Source organism: Novosphingobium acidiphilum DSM 19966, assembly GCF_000429005.1.
In the GTDB taxonomy this organism is placed as follows: domain Bacteria; phylum Pseudomonadota; class Alphaproteobacteria; order Sphingomonadales; family Sphingomonadaceae; genus Novosphingobium; species Novosphingobium acidiphilum.
On the sequence record NZ_AUBA01000004.1, the window covers coordinates 224,644 to 239,801 of the forward strand.

The 15,158-nt window shown below is 61.8% G+C and carries 12 protein-coding genes; 5 read left to right on the forward strand and 7 right to left on the reverse strand.

Features of this window, described 5'->3' with window-relative positions; translation table 11 throughout:
- Positions 1 to 22: 22 nt before the first annotated feature.
- Together G404_RS20310 and G404_RS0105280 are read right to left on the reverse strand one after the other, a co-directional pair.
- Complete coding sequence (locus tag G404_RS20310; RefSeq protein ID WP_156906206.1) at positions 23 to 388, reverse strand: hypothetical protein; 366 nt, start codon at positions 386 to 388, stop codon at positions 23 to 25.
- A gap of 53 nt (positions 389 to 441) precedes the next feature.
- A complete protein-coding gene (locus G404_RS0105280; protein WP_156906207.1) occupies positions 442 to 4,554 on the reverse strand; it encodes a strawberry notch family protein in 4,113 nt (1,370 codons plus the stop codon).
- A 647-nt stretch (positions 4,555 to 5,201) separates the two neighbouring features.
- On the opposite strand from G404_RS0105280, the gene G404_RS18195 reads away from it, so the two are divergent.
- The 4 genes from G404_RS18195 to G404_RS0105300 all read left to right on the forward strand — a co-directional run bounded on the left by G404_RS18195 (position 5,202) and on the right by G404_RS0105300 (position 8,645).
- On the forward strand, positions 5,202 to 6,149 hold the full coding sequence (locus G404_RS18195; protein ID WP_051280229.1) for an efflux RND transporter periplasmic adaptor subunit: 948 nt from the start codon (positions 5,202 to 5,204) through the stop codon (positions 6,147 to 6,149).
- 46 nt (positions 6,150 to 6,195) lie between these two features.
- Entirely contained in the window at positions 6,196 to 7,566 is a 1,371-nt protein-coding gene (locus G404_RS0105290; protein ID WP_245584399.1) for an efflux transporter outer membrane subunit, read from the forward strand.
- 85 nt (positions 7,567 to 7,651) lie between these two features.
- Positions 7,652 to 8,365 carry a Crp/Fnr family transcriptional regulator gene (locus tag G404_RS0105295; RefSeq protein WP_211230735.1) on the forward strand — a complete coding sequence of 238 codons (714 nt, stop codon included), beginning with the start codon at positions 7,652 to 7,654 and terminating at the stop codon, positions 8,363 to 8,365.
- Between the two features lie 91 nt (positions 8,366 to 8,456).
- Positions 8,457 to 8,645, forward strand: coding sequence for a YgaP family membrane protein (locus tag G404_RS0105300; protein ID WP_028640155.1), 189 nt, complete (start codon positions 8,457 to 8,459; stop codon positions 8,643 to 8,645).
- 17 nt (positions 8,646 to 8,662) lie between these two features.
- Here the strand turns inward: G404_RS0105300 and G404_RS18200 are convergent, their stop codons facing one another.
- On the reverse strand, positions 8,663 to 9,691 hold the full coding sequence (locus tag G404_RS18200; protein WP_051280233.1) for a c-type cytochrome: 1,029 nt from the start codon (positions 9,689 to 9,691) through the stop codon (positions 8,663 to 8,665).
- Between the two features lie 157 nt (positions 9,692 to 9,848).
- Here G404_RS18200 and G404_RS0105315 point away from each other — a divergent pair, with 157 nt between their 5' ends.
- On the forward strand, positions 9,849 to 10,721 hold the full coding sequence (locus G404_RS0105315) for a class I SAM-dependent methyltransferase (protein WP_036520431.1): 873 nt from the start codon (positions 9,849 to 9,851) through the stop codon (positions 10,719 to 10,721).
- 6 nt (positions 10,722 to 10,727) lie between these two features.
- Here the strand turns inward: G404_RS0105315 and G404_RS0105320 are convergent, their stop codons facing one another.
- Genes G404_RS0105320 through G404_RS0105335 form a run of 4 tightly spaced genes read right to left on the reverse strand, consistent with a single transcriptional unit; the run spans position 10,728 to position 15,150 of the window.
- A complete protein-coding gene (locus G404_RS0105320; RefSeq protein ID WP_028640159.1) occupies positions 10,728 to 11,132 on the reverse strand; it encodes a group II truncated hemoglobin in 405 nt (134 codons plus the stop codon).
- Positions 11,133 to 11,134: 2 nt separating this feature from the next.
- Positions 11,135 to 11,557 carry a thioredoxin TrxC gene (gene trxC / locus G404_RS0105325; RefSeq protein WP_028640160.1) on the reverse strand — a complete coding sequence of 141 codons (423 nt, stop codon included), beginning with the start codon at positions 11,555 to 11,557 and terminating at the stop codon, positions 11,135 to 11,137.
- A 36-nt stretch (positions 11,558 to 11,593) separates the two neighbouring features.
- Entirely contained in the window at positions 11,594 to 11,938 is a 345-nt protein-coding gene (locus G404_RS0105330) for an ArsR/SmtB family transcription factor (protein WP_028640161.1), read from the reverse strand.
- Positions 11,935 to 15,150, reverse strand: coding sequence for an efflux RND transporter permease subunit (locus tag G404_RS0105335; RefSeq protein ID WP_028640162.1), 3,216 nt, complete (start codon positions 15,148 to 15,150; stop codon positions 11,935 to 11,937). The genes G404_RS0105330 and G404_RS0105335 overlap by 4 nt, the downstream gene beginning before the upstream one ends.
- Positions 15,151 to 15,158 lie beyond the last annotated feature (8 nt).

Sequence of the window (15,158 nt, forward strand, 5' to 3'; positions counted from 1 at the left end):
ATGCTAACTCCCTGGTTTCCAATCATGGCTCCGAACTGACGGTCTCCCGCTCAACGAGATAGAGCGGAGGCGGCTCTGCCCAGGCATATCCTTGGCGCTCCATCTGACGTGCTATCGAGCGGCGATAGCGAGCGGGCCAATCCAGGTGTCGCTTGAGTCGACGCTCAAGCTTCACCGCATGGCTTGCCAGCGCCGCGCGGCGGATGAAAAGCGCGGGATCGATCCAGTTGGTCCGTGCATCTTCCAATCTGCCGACGGCATCATAAGCGCGCTGGAAGTCGGATTCGGCATCTGCTGCACATCGCATGAGACGGGCATCGTCCTGTTCGATTGGTGGGAAGCCGGATCCCGGACAGGGTGCCCCGCCGACGTAATGGCGGGTTACCATGCCGTTCTTGCGCAAAGACTTTCGCCGTGCACAGATTTGGCAGCGATCACAGCTCATGCCGCCAGCTTTTCGAGAATATCGCTGGCAGTCTGGACGGGGACGAACAACCGGCACTGAAACTGGATGATTTCGGTGAAACAGCCCTTGGCCTTGTAGGCCGGCAGCGCACGGGCATCGAAGCCGAGAATCTCGAGCCGCTGTTCGCCGTTGACGCGCGAACGCTTGAGATTGAGGCCGCGCGCCGCGTTGATGGGCACCACCTTCCCGGCCAAGGCCGCGCTGACGATCTCGGATACGGTCAGTTGGATTGTTGAACCAAGGCCAAGCTTGTCGAGCAGTGCGTTGACGGCATCGACCGGCACGATGCGGCCCAGCAGGCTGCGGCCGTCCTGGGTAACGAGCCTGCGCACCTGCGCATCCTCCCCCAGCAGGTTCCAGATCGGCAGAAGGCGTCCGGTCGCAAGGAAGAACCGTTCGACGTGGGGATGAAGGGCTGCGTTGTCGGCTTCCGCTTGCCAAAGCGGCGTGAAAGTCGCTGCATCGATATCAACCCAGTGGCTCTCCTCGAGATCACTTTGCGGGATCAGAGAACTGCGTCCCTGACGGTATAGCTTCCAGACTTTCATGAGATGACCATCCTCATCGAGCCAGGGTCGGTCGGGAATGAGCAAAGCGACTTTGCCCGATCGCTGATTGCGCATGAAGCGCCCCAGTCCGCCTGCCCTTGCGGCGCGCGCCAGAATGTCTTCAAGCGAAGTGATCCGGACCGCCCATTGCGCCTCGATCGTCAGCAGTTGTGTGATGCTCCCGGCCTTGTCGCGGAACATTTCCCGCTCCTCAACGATGGCCAGCTTGTCGGCGATCAGCGTCTCGACGCCCGCATCGAATGTTCCAGCCTTCTTGGCCGCCTCGATGCGCGCCTCGACCAGGCCAAGAAATTCGTCGAAGATGGCGTTCTGCATCGCGATCGGCAGCGCCAGAATGCGATTGAGCCAGCGCTGGATCGGCGGCAGATTCTCGACCAGCGAGCCTTCATACTCGAGCTTGAGGCCTGTCCGGTCGCAGAAGGCCTCGAAGCTGGTCGATGTCAGCTTGCCAGCGTGCAGCAGGCGATACCACTGGATCAGGCCCTCACGAGCGTATTCACTCTCCAGATTGTCGGCGGGGTTGAACAGATTCTGCCCCCCGGTCTGGCGCTGCCCACGCGTAAGCGCGCCGAGCGCATCGAGCCGGCGCGCAATCGTCGAAATAAACCGCCGCTCGCCCCGGCAGTCGGTGGTGACAGGCCGGAAGATCGGCGCCGAGGCCTGGTGCGTGCGGTTGGTGCGCCCGAGCCCCTGGATGGCCTTGTCGGCGCGCCAGCCCGGCTCAAGCAGAAAATGAACGCGGCGCTGCTGGTTCGCCGCAGCCAAGCTGGCGTGATATGACCGACCGGTCCCACCGGCGTCGGAAAAGACCAGCACGCGCTTCTTGCCCGCCATGAACAGATTGGCATCGGCAATGCCGGAGGAGGCGGATCGCGACTGCAATTTCTGCGAGCCATCCGGCAAGGTCAGGAGCCGCTTGGTTCTGCCGGTGACCTCGGCCACGGCATCGACACCGAAACGCGTGATGATGGCATCGAGCGCTGACGCGATCGGGGGCAAAGCGGCAAGCAGTTCGATGGTGTCGTCGCGGATGCGGATAGCCTTGGGGCAATGGACGGGGTTGCCGTCATCACCGATCCGGGGGCGTGACCGTTCGTTACCGTCATCGTCGAAATAGCTCTCCATCGCCCGGGTCGGAAAGGCATGCTGCAGATAAGTGAGACAAAGCTCCTTGGGGGACAGATCGATCGCCAGTTCCCCCCGATCATCGGGATCGAGATCGGCAAGCCTCCGGTCGAGCAGAGCTTCGGACGTGGAGACCAACTGCACGACTGCACTCATGCCGTCGTCGAGTGCGCGACTGATCGCCGGGAGCAACGACGGCAGTTTCATGGACAGCAACAGCTGGCCGAAGAACCGCTGGACCGAACTCTGGAACCGGCTGCGCGCTGCTGACAAGGCTTGCCCGTTTAGCGTTTTGCCCTCCAGCGGGTCGATCACCCTTGAAGCGACCAATGCGGTCTCGAGGTTGCGATGGATGATCGACCAGTTCTCCGACCAGGCGTCAAAATCGGCAATCTGATCCGGCGTCAGTTTGTGTTCGAGGACGTCATATTCGACGCAGGCGTATGACAGCGAGCGCGCGGTATAGACGCCCATCGCTTTCAATTCGCGCGCCACCAGTTCCATGGCGGCAATTCCGCCTTCGCGGATGCGCGTAGTAAAGCTGGTGCGATCAGGAAACTGTGTCCCCTCCCCCCACAGCCCAAGCCGCACCGCGTATGCCAAATTATTCACGTCTGTAGCACCGGTAGCCGAGGCGTAGACAACCCGGGCCCGGGGCAGGCGGTTCTGAAGCTCGACCCCTGCGATACCCTGTTGTGAACCCTTGGTGGAACCGAACCGCCCTTCGCCACCGGCAACACCGCCCATGGCATGGGCTTCATCAAACAAGATGCACCCGTCGTAATCGGGACCACACCATTCGAGGATTTGCTGGAGCCGGGTCTTGCCGCCCGAGGCGCTTCGCAGCGTGGCGTAAGAGGCAAACAAGATACCTGCGCTCAAACCGATCGTGGCTTCGGGCTTGAACTTCGACAGCGAATGAATGTCGATGCCCATCCCGCCCAGGGCTTCCCAATCTCTCACAGCGTCGCACTGAAGCGCGGAGTTCTCGGAAACCCAGATGTGCCGGCGGTTGCCGCGCAACCACTGGTCCATCAGGAGCCCGGCGAGCTGCCGCCCCTTCCCTGCCCCGGTGCCGTCGCCAAGGAAGAAGCCCTGCCGGTAAATATGGCCATCGGCGTTGGGCACCGGGTCGAGGCCCCTTTCAGGCATGACATAGCGGCCGGGTAAATCATGCTCGAGTGCATCGAGGGCATGGACTACAGTTTCAAGTTGGGCGGCGGATAGAGTCTGCATGTCGATCACAGCGCGCGGCAGTCGCGGCACGTAACTTGGCGCGGGCGGAACGACCGAAGCCATTGCAGCCGATTCCACAAGCGCGGCCGGGTGGTCCGCGGCACTCGCAAAGACGATCCGTTGCGGTCGCCACGCTGCATAGACACCAGGACCATCGGTCGCGTCATCTGGCGCTTCAATAACGCGGTAGGCTGCCTCCGCCCAGGCCTGCGCTGCTCCGACATCGACAGATGGTTGTTTGATCGGCGCTGGTCGTGGGCGGATCACCAAGCCTTTGAACAATGGTCCTCGGTCTTTCGTGCGGGAACTATCCGATTGCGCCGTCCCGGTGCCCGCAGAGGCAAAGGGCAGACGTGCCGACATCTGCTCGATGAACGGCAGAAGCTCGAGGAGCGAAGCCCGCTGGACGACTGTGGTGTTGAGCTGGCCTGTAACTTTGTCGACCACCAGCAGCCGCACGGCAATGCTCGTGCCGTGGGATTTGAATGCGCCTTCCACGCGAAAGTGTGCCGCGACCCGGCAACCTTGCAAGGCGCACGCGAACACTTCGCCTGCCCTGCCTTGGGACGAGAAACTGTCGGGCATGATAGCGACCAGCCGTCCTCCAGGGCGCAGTGCGGTGACGGCGGCAGCGACGTGGCGTGCCGCGGCCAGCTTGTCTTCACCGCCGGCCGCGTTGCGCGCGAACGGTGGGTTCATCACGATGACGCTGGGTTGAATACCCAACTGGCTTACTCTGGCGGCATCTTCACTGGTTACGGAAGCGGATGGGAAAAGCAGTCGCAGGATTTCTGCGCGGGTTTCATCGATCTCGTTGAGATGGAGCGCGCTGCACTCCCCTGCCCACGCCGCGAGCATACCGGTGCCTGCGCTGGGTTCGAGTACAACGTCATCGATAGCGATAGCGGCCATGCGCGCGACAAGCCACGATAATGGCAGCGGCGTCGAGAAGTGCTGGAGGTTGATCTGATCTTCGCTGCGAACCGTCTGGGTCGGCAGGCTAGCCTCCAAATCGGCCATGCACCTCAAAGCATTGGCAGGGTTTGTAGGGATATCCATCTGCGAAATGGCCATGAGCGTTGCAATTTCCAGCATCTGAAAACTGTCTCGCTGCGACCAAGCGCCTTCCGCCGACCCGGCGCGAAAGGCTTGGGTCATAGCCGTATTCAGCATGCGACGCGGAACTGGGCGGCCCTCCAAAATAACCGAAACCATGCAACCAGCGGCCGACATTAATTGGCGTGCAACAGCACAGGACCTGCGGGCAGTCATAAGGGCGCTCCTTTCGAGTCAGTTCAACTTCGAAAGCGCCGCACCCCCTCAAACTCTTTCCACCTGGACCCAGAGATGAGGTCATTCGATTGTGAACGCCATGCCGCGAAGTTGCACAGTGCAATCGCGCGCTGGAAAGAAGCTGACGTGGCCTCTCGCGGCACAGTGCTGTCCGCGTTTCAGGATGTTGAAGACATCCTGAAACGCGATTGCACCATTGTCAATCGGCGTCGAAATACGCTTATCAAAGCAACGGGCCGATCTTTTTAATAAGGCCCATTCGAATCTAAGCATCCTTAATTAGCGGCAGGAGCCGTGCGAAGACGCGATCACAAAGACCGCATAGCGGGCGCGCCGCATGTGGCGGGCATGTCCCTCCACTATGCCGCGTGCCATCAGTAACAGAAGAAAAGGAGGAGGACGCCGCGCGGGGTGTGCGGAGTCCTCGGATGCGTCAGGCAGCGACGCGCTGATGGCGGATGGCAAAGGCCTGGTAGGTCACCCCGACCGATGCGGGCGCCGCACAAAGCCTGTTGCTGCCTGGCACATTACAGGCATGGAACGAAGCCAAGATTTTTGCGCGCGTGCCCGGCTATGTTCACGCCTGGTACCGCGATATCGGCGCGAAAGTTGCAGCAGGCACGCCTCTGGGCTCCATCGACACTCCAGAGATCGACCAGCAGATTATCCAGGCGCGCGCAACGCTCGCCCGCGTGCGGGCAGAGGCCGCGCTGGCGCGCTCGACCGCCGCACGGTGGAATGACCTGATGATCAGCAAGGCCGTGTCTGTTCAGGAAACCGACGAGAAGAACGCCAATGCCAAGACCCATGCCGCCGCAGTCGACGAAGCCGCTGCAGCGCTCGGCCGGTTGATGGCGATGAAAGCATATGCCACTGTGAGGGCGCCTTTTTCCGGCGAAGTGACGATGCGCAATGCCGATATTGGCGATCTTGTTGGACCCGGAGCCACCGCACAAACGCCGCTGTTTGCCATGGCCGATGAACAGCGCATGCGAATTTATGTCAATGTGCCACAGCAATACGGGGCCGCGATGCATCCTGGTTTGACCGCCAGTCTCTCCATTCCCGAGGCGCCGGGCCGAACCTTTGCCGCGCATGTTGCTGCAGCATCTGGCGCCGTCGACAGCAGGAGCGGCGCCTTCCAGGTGCAGCTTATCACCGACAATCCCGGTGGCATTCTGAAGGCCGGTGGCTATGCGCAGATCCATTTCGACCTACCGGGTTCGGCCTCGCTAGTAACCGTGCCGGCCAGTGCACTGGTTCTGCGAGGACAGGGCACACATGTGGCCACGGTGGGCCACGATGGACATGTGCACCTGCTGAATGTCGTGCCGGGGCGAGATCTGGGCGGTTCGGTAGAAATTGCCTCGGGCCTGACGCGCGGCACACGGATTATCGACAATCCGCCGGATTCGATCAGCGAAGACGAAGTTGTGCGCGTGGAAGCCGCGAATGAGTAACCGCCGCTTTTGCTTGCGATGGCATTGGGCGTTGGTCGCAGGAACCTTGCTGCTCGCCGCCTGCTCGAATGCGCCAGCCTATCACCCGGCCACCGTACCGTCGCCTGAGGCCTATCGCGAAACCGGTCCCTGGGCTGCTGCTACGCCCTCGACCCCGGCTGGCGAGTGGTGGCGTGCCTTGGGTGATCCGCAGCTCGATGCCTTGGAAAGTCGTATAGCCCGCGACAATCCAACGCTGGCCGCCGCATTTGCCCGCAGCCAAGAGGCCCGCGCAGCGCTGCGCATTGCGCAGGCCGATGCGCTTCCGACATTCAGTGGCGCGTCGTCCGTCGGCTATGATCGGCAGTCCGACAACCGCCCCTTGCGCAGTGCCAGCCAGCCTGCGGATTATGGCAACACCATACTCGGGATCGGGGCCAGCTACGAACTGGACCTGTGGGGTCGGGTGCGCGATTCGATTGCAGCAGGCCGCTCCAATGCCTTGGCCAGCAACGACGATGTCGCCACGATCCGGCTTAGCCTGGAATCCGACCTTGCGCGCAGCTATGTCTTGTTGCGCGGGCTCGATGCCGAAACCGATCTGCTCAATGCCAGCATTGCCGCCTACAAGCAGGCGGACCAAGTTGTGCGCGCGCGCTTTGACGGGGGGATCGCGACCGGGATCGATACGGGACGTTCGGGCGCGCTTTTGGCTGATGCCAAGGCGCAGCTGGCTGATGTTCGCGCCGCCCGCGCGCGACTGGAACACGCGATCGCAAGCCTGGTCGGTACACCCTCTTCATCGTTTGCGCTGCCTCCGTCCGGAAACACGTTGCATGTCTTCGTCATGCCGGTCGGGCTGCCATCGACGTTATTACAGCGGCGACCCGATGTCGCGGCGGCGGAACGGCGCATGTTTGCCGCCAATCGCGCAATTGGCGTGGCACGCGCCGCCTTTTTCCCGACTATCGACCTGACAGCGACAGGCGGGACCAATGCCACCAGTCTGGCGGGACTGGCCGCAGCGTCCAACGCGTTCTGGGCCATCGGCCCGACGCTGGCTTTAAGTCTTTTCGATGGCGGACGTCGCAAGGCCGGGGTGCAGATGGCGCAAGCGCGTTGGGATGAGGCAAGCGGTGCGTATCGTGCAACCGCGCTGACCGCGTTTCAGGAAGTCGAGGACAGTTTGTCTGCACTCCACTATTTTGGCGACGAAGATCAGGCCGAAGCCCGTGCCGCTGAAGAAGCACAACAGGCCGCAGACCTGTCGACTATTCGCTATGAAAAGGGGGCGTCCAATTACCTTGACCTCGTCAATTCGCAAACCGCAGCGCTCCTTGCGCAACGCCGCGCCATCGAAGTGCACACCCTTCGGCTGAATGCGGCTGTAGCTTTGGCACACAGCCTTGGCGGGGGATGGGAGTCAGCCGCGCCCTGAACGGTTTGACCGCCTTAAAGCCAAAACCCTGATTTCTCGCCCGATTTTGGTGGCGTTGCGATGAAACGGGCATGCGGAAATCAGGATGCGCTCGCCTGATCCGTCGCGCCACAAATCAGGCAAACAGCCGCACATCGCCCTGGCATCGGATAATCCTCCTTGCCGTTTTCCGCGGTTTGGCGGAGAGCCAAACGTCACCATGGTTACACCCGCTCCCCATCGCATGCCAATTGCCGAGGGCACCCGCCTGTTCCAGCCCGGCCAGGAATGCCCGGGCTATGTCGTCGTCCACGAAGGAACGATCCGCGTTTCGATCACGGCGGAAAACGGCCGGGAAATTGTGTTGTATCGAGTGCGTCCAGGCGATGTGTGCCTGCAAACCTTCAGCGCATTGGTGCACGGCACAGCTTATACCGCTGAAGGTCTGGCAGAAACCGATCTGGTGATCGAGATCGTCCCGCCAAATGCGTTTCAGGACCTGGTGCTGACCAACGCGGACTTTCGTTCGCGCCTGTTCGGGGCAGTGGCCGACAGGTTTTCAGATCTCGAGCGCTTGGTCGAGGATGTCGCGCTGACCGGCATTCCGGCACGCCTGGCACGAGCGCTTTTGCGGATGGCCGATCGCGCGGATGCGGTAAATTTGCGGCATGAAGCGCTTGCGATCGAGATCGGCACTGCACGTGAGGTGATAAGTCGGCAATTGGCCGCCTTTTCACGCTCTGGCCTTATTTCAGGCACCCGCGGCGTCATCCATCTGGTGTCCCGACCCGGGTTGAAGTCGATAGCAGGCGAAATCTGATCGCGAATATTTTGCGCGTGTGTGACCATGTCACAGACTCTGCCTCGCACGAGGCCCATGCCTTTCCGATCAAGAATGGAAGGGATCGAACATGCGCAACGAAGGAAACGTAGATCGGCTGCTTAGGGTCGTGGTGGGGCTAGCTGTCCTGGCTCTCGTGTTTGTGGGCCCCAGGACGCCATTTGGCTGGATCGGGCTCGTGCCATTGTTCACAGGCATTTTCGGCTTTTGCCCGGCTTACAAGTTGCTGGGCATCAACACTTGCGGCATCCGCCGTTAGGACCTCCGTGGCTCAGGTCAGGGCTTTACTGCGCTCTCGTTCTTGGATCGCTGAGCCGCTACAGCCTCTCGAATGGGCTGAAATGGGCCGTACTTATGCTGGCTGAATGAAAAGCTGTCAGCATAGGGCCCGTAGGCCGTATCAACCGGCTTCTCGATCCGGTTCGGAAAATCACGATCGAGGTCGACCTTGTGCGGGCGAGGTTGGGCCTCGACAAAGGCGGCGACGTCCCAGGCATCCGTTACCGAAAGCGCGGGTGCAGCCCACGTTGTGCCATTGGGCATGTTGTTGTGAATGAAATTGGCAGCGTTGGTCAGCCGGGCCATGCCTGCGCCGTCGTTGAAGCTGTCGGGGCCCCACAACGGCGGCACAGCATAACCGGGATTACTCCCCGCGCCCTGTCCTTCGCCACGCGTGCCATGGCAGGTCGCGCATTGCCCGGCGAACACCTGCCGCCCACGCACAGGATCAGCTGCGCGCGCCAGTTCGGGCATTTGCCCCGGACCTTGCCCATCGGTTCGCGAACCAACCAATCGCCCCATCGACAGGAATTTGAGGTAGGCGACTATCGCCGTCATTTCTGCGCTTTCCTGAGGAAGCGGCTTGCCGTTGAGACTGCGCACCACACAACCGTTGATGCGCTCCTCGATCGTACCGACTTTACCCGAACGCGCCCGGTAATTGGGATAGGCGGCGAAGGCGCCAACCAGCGGCAAGCCGAATTTTCGGGTTCCACCATCAATATGGCAACTCTGACAATCAAGATTGTTGCCTGCATAGCGAAGGCCCGGATCAGCCGCGTGGGGACCGATCAATGCTGCGGTCTTTACGATCAGATCGTGACCCTTTCGCACAGTGCGCCCCCAATCGTCGTCGTGCAGGCCAGCGATATCGGGAACTGACCAAGCCGAGGACAATTGCAGAGGCGCCAACGGTGTCGCAGCCACTGCATGGCGGATGCCGAACAAATTGGCGAACGCCCAACCTGCGACGAGCGCAACAAGCCCGAGCCCCAACCTCAATCGGAGAGTCTTCAGGCCATGCATTCTCGATTCTCCCACGTGTCGAGCTTGAAGGCATCCACCAGATTGGCCCGATGGGTCAACGAGAACTGAGCGCGCACTTTTCCCCAGATTTGCCTCAAACACTGCTTTTAATATTAGAATATGCGAATATGTCAGCAACAGCACAACCACAAGGAAAATGACTTTGACCGATACGTCGCCTCATTCGCCGGATGCCATCACAATGGAAGACTGGGCCGGTGAGATGGGTGAAAGGTGGCTGGCCAATCTCAAAGCGTTTGAAAGTACAATCGCCCCGGTCGGCGAAGCCTTACTGGCCCACGCCGACTATCGCCCGGGTGAGCGCGTGCTCGATATCGGTTTTGGGGGCGGCGCATCCAGTATGGCCATTGCGCGCGCCGTGGCACCGGGCGGCGAAGTGCTGGGGATCGACATTTCGCGTGATCTGGTCGCCGCCACCACTCGCCGGGCGGCGACCGAAGGTGTGGCCAACGCGCGCTTTGTCTGTGCAGATGCCGCCCATGTGATTGTGCCTGATGCACCTTATGATCGTCTCTGTTCGCGTTTTGGAAGCATGTTCTTTGTCGATCCGGTTGGCGCGTTCACCAACCTGCGCAAGGCGCTCAAAACTGGCGGACGAATTGATCTCGCGGTCTGGGCGCCGCCGCAAGACAATCCCTGGTTGAGCGCCGTGGTGGCGCTGGCGCGTCGACATATCGAGCTCCCGGCATCGATTCCAGGCGCGCCGGGGCCGTTCGCCTTCGATGATCCAGACTATTTGAACCGCATCCTGACCGAAGCCGGTTTTCACTCGGTGAAGTGGGCGCGCAGCGCTGGGCAGGTCCCGGTCGGCGGACAGGGCAACACGCCCGCGGGTGCGCTGACATTTGCCCGCAACGCCTTATCGACTGGTCGGGTCCTGCTGGAATATCCTGAGAGCGTTCAGCAAGCGGTGACCAGCGAATTGCTCGAACTTTACACCCGCCATTACCGACCGGGCGAAGGGGTCATGATGGGCTATTGCGCCTGGTTGGTGTCGGCGGTCGCCTGAACGGGTTCAGGCGGGTACAGCAGCGGCGGGCCTGTTGGCCATGTGCCAACCCAGCCGGTCGATCTTTTCCAGAATGCCATTCGCGAGCGGCGATGGTGGCACGATTTCGTTCCACGCCTGGTGAAAACACAACAGCCACCCTTCGACTTCGGCGGCCCCGATAGGTGCCATAAAATGCCGGCTTCGCAGCCGTGGGTGGCCATATTTTTCAGTGTAAAGCGGTGGTCCGCCCAGCCAGCCTGTCAGATACTCGAACAATTTCTCCTCCGCGCGCACCAATGATGGCGGATGCACTGCCCGGCAGGCCGCAGCCTCTGACAGGATATCCATCAGCACATAGAAGCGGGCGACCAGCGCCCGAACCATGCTTTCGCCTCCGAGCGCAGCATAGGGCGATCCCTGCGCGTCCATGTTCACGTCCTGGCCCAATCGACGATGCGGCGAACATCCATTGCTCCTGACACGCGCTTTACCTCGTGACCGCCGACAAACAGCGCCAGCGTTGGGATCGAGCGGATGGCGTGCGCACCCGCCAACGCCTGTTCCTGTTCGGTATCCACCTTGAGCAGGCGCATGTGGGGTTCCAATATGCGTGCGGCCTGGTCAAAGGCAGGAGCCATCGCCTTGCACGGGCCACACCAAGGCGCCCAGAAATCGACCAGCACCGGCAGACTGCCCTTGCCGACATAGGCGGCAAATGCACTGCTGTTGACTGGCGCCGGATGGCCCGTGAACAGTGGTGTGTGGCATTTGCCGCAATTGGGCGCCTCGGCCAGTCGTTCGGGTGGCACCCGGTTGCCGGCCAGGCAATGCGGGCAGACGACGATTGCGCTCATGACATTCTCCGTCGGTCCGCAATGACTTGCGGACAGCTAGGCAGACAGCTTCTGGACGTCGGGGGTCGCAACGATCGCGGAACCATCGCACAGTTCGCACAAGGCGTGGATGATGCCGGATACGACTCGGTCCTTGAGGCTGTACCAGCGGACATTGGCCTCGATCCGCACCAGAACCGCGTCTTCGGCGCGCAGCAGCGCAAGATGCTGCGACACGCCCGATTGCGACAGACCGGTCAGTGCCACCAGTTCGTTGACGCTGACCTCTCCCTCGTCCATCCGGCACAGCATCAACAGCCGTTCGGGATGGCTCATCACTTTGAGCCGTTGCGCCATATAGCCTGCATTGGCTTTGAGTTCGGTCAGATCGGTGGGTTTCATGATTCCTCCACAGATAGTGATACGCCGTCATCGCGCAAGACCACATAAATTGCCGGGATTACGAGCAAAGTCAGCAGGGTTGACGAAGCAAGGCCAAACAGCAGCGAAATCGCCAAACCCTGAAAGATCGGATCGGTCAGGATCACGCTGGCGCCGATCATGGCGGCGGCGGCGGTCAGCGCGATCGGCTTGACGCGGATGCGGCCGGCTTCGATCAGCACTGCGCGCAAGGGCTTGCCCGGGGTGCTGGCATGGCGGATGAAATCGACCAGCAGGATCGAATTGCGCACGATGATCCCGGCCAGCGCGATAAACCCGATCATGCTGGTGGCGGTAAACGGCGCGCCGAACAGCATGTGGCCGATCACAATGCCGATCAGCGTGAGCGGAACCGGCGTCAGGATCACCAGCGGCAACTTGAATGATCCGAACTGCCCGACCACCAGCACATAGATCGCCAGCAATGCGACCATGAACGCCCCGCCCATGTCGCGGAACGTGACCCAGGTGATTTCCCATTCGCCATCCCACAACAGGCTGGCATGGCTTTCATCATCGGGCTGTCCGTGCAGCAGGATCACCGGTTTGGTGAGGCCGTGGCCGGCCCAGTCATAGGCATCGACAGCCTGATCGACGGCCAGCATTCCGTAGATCGGTGCCTCATAGCGCCCGGCGAGGTCAGCCATGACCATTGTCGCGCCGCGGCCATCGCGCCGGAACATCGCCTGACCACCCTGTTCGCGATGCACATCGACCAGCGCCCCCAGGTTCAGCAACTGCCCACCGGGCGCCATCGCCACCGGCGTTGCGGCGAGCTCGCCGCTCCACTGCCGTTGGTTCTGGTCCAGGCCCATGACGATCGGCAAGGGGTCGCGATCCGCGCCGCGCGGTGCGTAGCCCAGCGTCTGCGTGCCCATCAGCGCGCCGATGCTGTCCAGCACTTGACGCTCGCTCACGCCATATTGGTCAAGCTTGCTACGGTCGGGCACCAATCGCAGCGTGGGCAAGGCATGGCCGAACGAATTGTCGGTATCGACAATGAACGGGACCGATTTGAAAATCTGTTCCACCGCGAGCGCGGTTTTTTGCCGCGTCGCCTCATCGGGGCCATAGATTTCGGCCAGTAGCGTTGCCAGAACTGGCGGCCCCGGCGGGGTTTCCACCACCTTGATCACACCACCCGCAGGCAAGACGATCGCTTTGAGCCGCTCGCGCAAATCCACCGCGATCGCATGGCTCGACCGGCTACGGTCGCCCATGGGTTTCAGGCTGACCATGGCATCGCCCAGATTGGGCGCGGCACGCAGGAAATAGTGACGCACAAGCCCGTTGAAATTGAATGGCGCGGCCGTCCCGGCGTACGCTTCCATCGCGGTGACTTCGGGCATCTGCCGCGCCACTGCCGAGGCCGCTTCGAGCACGCGCGAAGTGCCCTCCAGACTGGTGCCGACCGGCATGTCGACGACCAGTTGCACTTCGCTCTTGTTGTCGAACGGCAGCAGTTTGACCACGACCGCTTTGAAATAGAACATGCTGCACGCGACCAGTGTCGCAATGCCCACGCCGATCAGAAAGCCCCGTGCGCTGGCGCGTGTGGCGATCACGCGTGACGCATAGCGGACATAGATCGCCCCCAATCGTCCGCCACCAGCCACGTCATGGTCGTGCCCGGTCAGTGTTTTGCGGGCAAAGCGGACCATCAGCCAGGGCGCGATGATCACCGCGACAAAAAAGCTGAACACCATTGCGGCCGACGCATTGATCGGGATGGGCGCCATATAGGGGCCCATGAGCCCCGACACGAACAGCATCGGCAACAGCGCGGCGACCACTGTCAGCGTGGCAATGATCGTGGGGTTGCCGACTTCGGCCACGGCCTCGATCGCGGCCTGCTGGCGGCTGCGGCCATCCTTCATCGCCCAGTGGCGGGCAATGTTCTCGATCATTACGATCGCATCATCGACGAGGATGCCGATCGAGAAAATCAGCGCGAACAGGCTGACCCGGTTGATCGAGAACCCCATGCTGCGCGAGGCAAACATCGTCAGCATGATCGTCGTTGGAATAACGATCGCGGTCACCGCCGCTTCGCGCCAGCCGATCGCAAAACCGATCAGGATGACAATCGACACCGTGGCGAGCGCCAGGTGAAAGATCAGCTCGTTGGCTTTGTCATCGGCCGACTGACCATAATCGCGGGTTACGGTAACGGCCACGCCCGCCGGGACCAGCGATCCCTTCAGCGCCTCGACCCGCGCGATGACCGCCTGGCTGACATTGACCGCGTTGGCGCCATTGCGCTTGGCCACGGCGATCGACACCGCAGGCGCCGAGGTCCAGCCGGCTTGCGCATCCTTTGCCCAGCGCCAGCTTCGCGCCTGATCCTGCGTTGCGCCCTGCACCACTTGCGCGACATCGCCCAATTGCACTGGCGCGCCGCTGGCGGACCGCACGGTCAGCGCGCGCACTTCGTCGGCGCTGGCCAGCGAGCGCCCGGCCGTAACCGCCATGGCGGCGCCACCTTCGCGCACCGTACCGCCCGGAAAGCTCCGCCCTGCCTGGCCAATCGCGTCCATGATCGCGGACAGCGGTACGCGCTGCGCCGCAAGGCGAGCAGGATCGGGGATCACGCGGATGGCGTCCTGCTGGCCGCCGGTGATGAAGGTTATGCCGACATCATCGACTTTGGCGACTTCACTGCGCAGCTTGGTCGCCAGATCGTAAAGCGTGCGGTCATCCCATTGCCCGACCGCGCCCGGCTTGGGTGTCAGTGTCAGGACCACAATCGGCACATCGGATATGCCGCGGGTGGTGATCTGTGGCGGGGCGATGCCGACAGGAATCTTGTCAGCGTTGGCCCTGATCTTCTCGTCGATGCGGGTGGCAGCAGCTTCGGGATTGGACCCGACGACAAACCGCGCGGTCACCAGCACGCCATTGTCTTGCGCCTGGGTATAGACATGCTCGACGCCATCGACCGATTTGACGATCGTCTCGAGCGGCTTCGCGGCCAGTTCGATGGCATCGGGCGCCGACAGGCCGGGTGTGGCCACGCGGATATCGACCATCGGCACGCTGATCTGCGGCTCTTCCTCGCGCGGGATGGTGATCGTGGCGATCAGCCCGACCATGATCGCCGCCAGCAAAAACAGCGGTGTCAGCGGAGACGCTATGGTGGCGCGGGTCAGGCGGCCGGAAATGCCCAAATTCATTGCGAGTT

Coding starts and splice junctions, on each gene's coding strand:
- G404_RS0105295 (WP_211230735.1), top strand. CDS start 7,652: ATGCGCTCGCCTGATCCGTCGCGCCACAAATCAGGCAAACAGCCGCAC.
- trxC (WP_028640160.1), bottom strand. CDS start 11,557: ATGAGCGCAATCGTCGTCTGCCCGCATTGCCTGGCCGGCAACCGGGTG.
- G404_RS18200 (WP_051280233.1), bottom strand. CDS start 9,691: ATGCATGGCCTGAAGACTCTCCGATTGAGGTTGGGGCTCGGGCTTGTT.
- G404_RS0105315 (WP_036520431.1), top strand. CDS start 9,849: ATGACTTTGACCGATACGTCGCCTCATTCGCCGGATGCCATCACAATG.
- G404_RS20310 (WP_156906206.1), bottom strand. CDS start 388: ATGGTAACCCGCCATTACGTCGGCGGGGCACCCTGTCCGGGATCCGGC.
- G404_RS0105330 (WP_028640161.1), bottom strand. CDS start 11,938: ATGAAACCCACCGATCTGACCGAACTCAAAGCCAATGCAGGCTATATG.
- G404_RS0105300 (WP_028640155.1), top strand. CDS start 8,457: ATGCGCAACGAAGGAAACGTAGATCGGCTGCTTAGGGTCGTGGTGGGG.
- G404_RS0105335 (WP_028640162.1), bottom strand. CDS start 15,150: ATGAATTTGGGCATTTCCGGCCGCCTGACCCGCGCCACCATAGCGTCT.
- G404_RS0105320 (WP_028640159.1), bottom strand. CDS start 11,132: ATGGACGCGCAGGGATCGCCCTATGCTGCGCTCGGAGGCGAAAGCATG.
- G404_RS0105280 (WP_156906207.1), bottom strand. CDS start 4,554: ATGACCCAAGCCTTTCGCGCCGGGTCGGCGGAAGGCGCTTGGTCGCAG.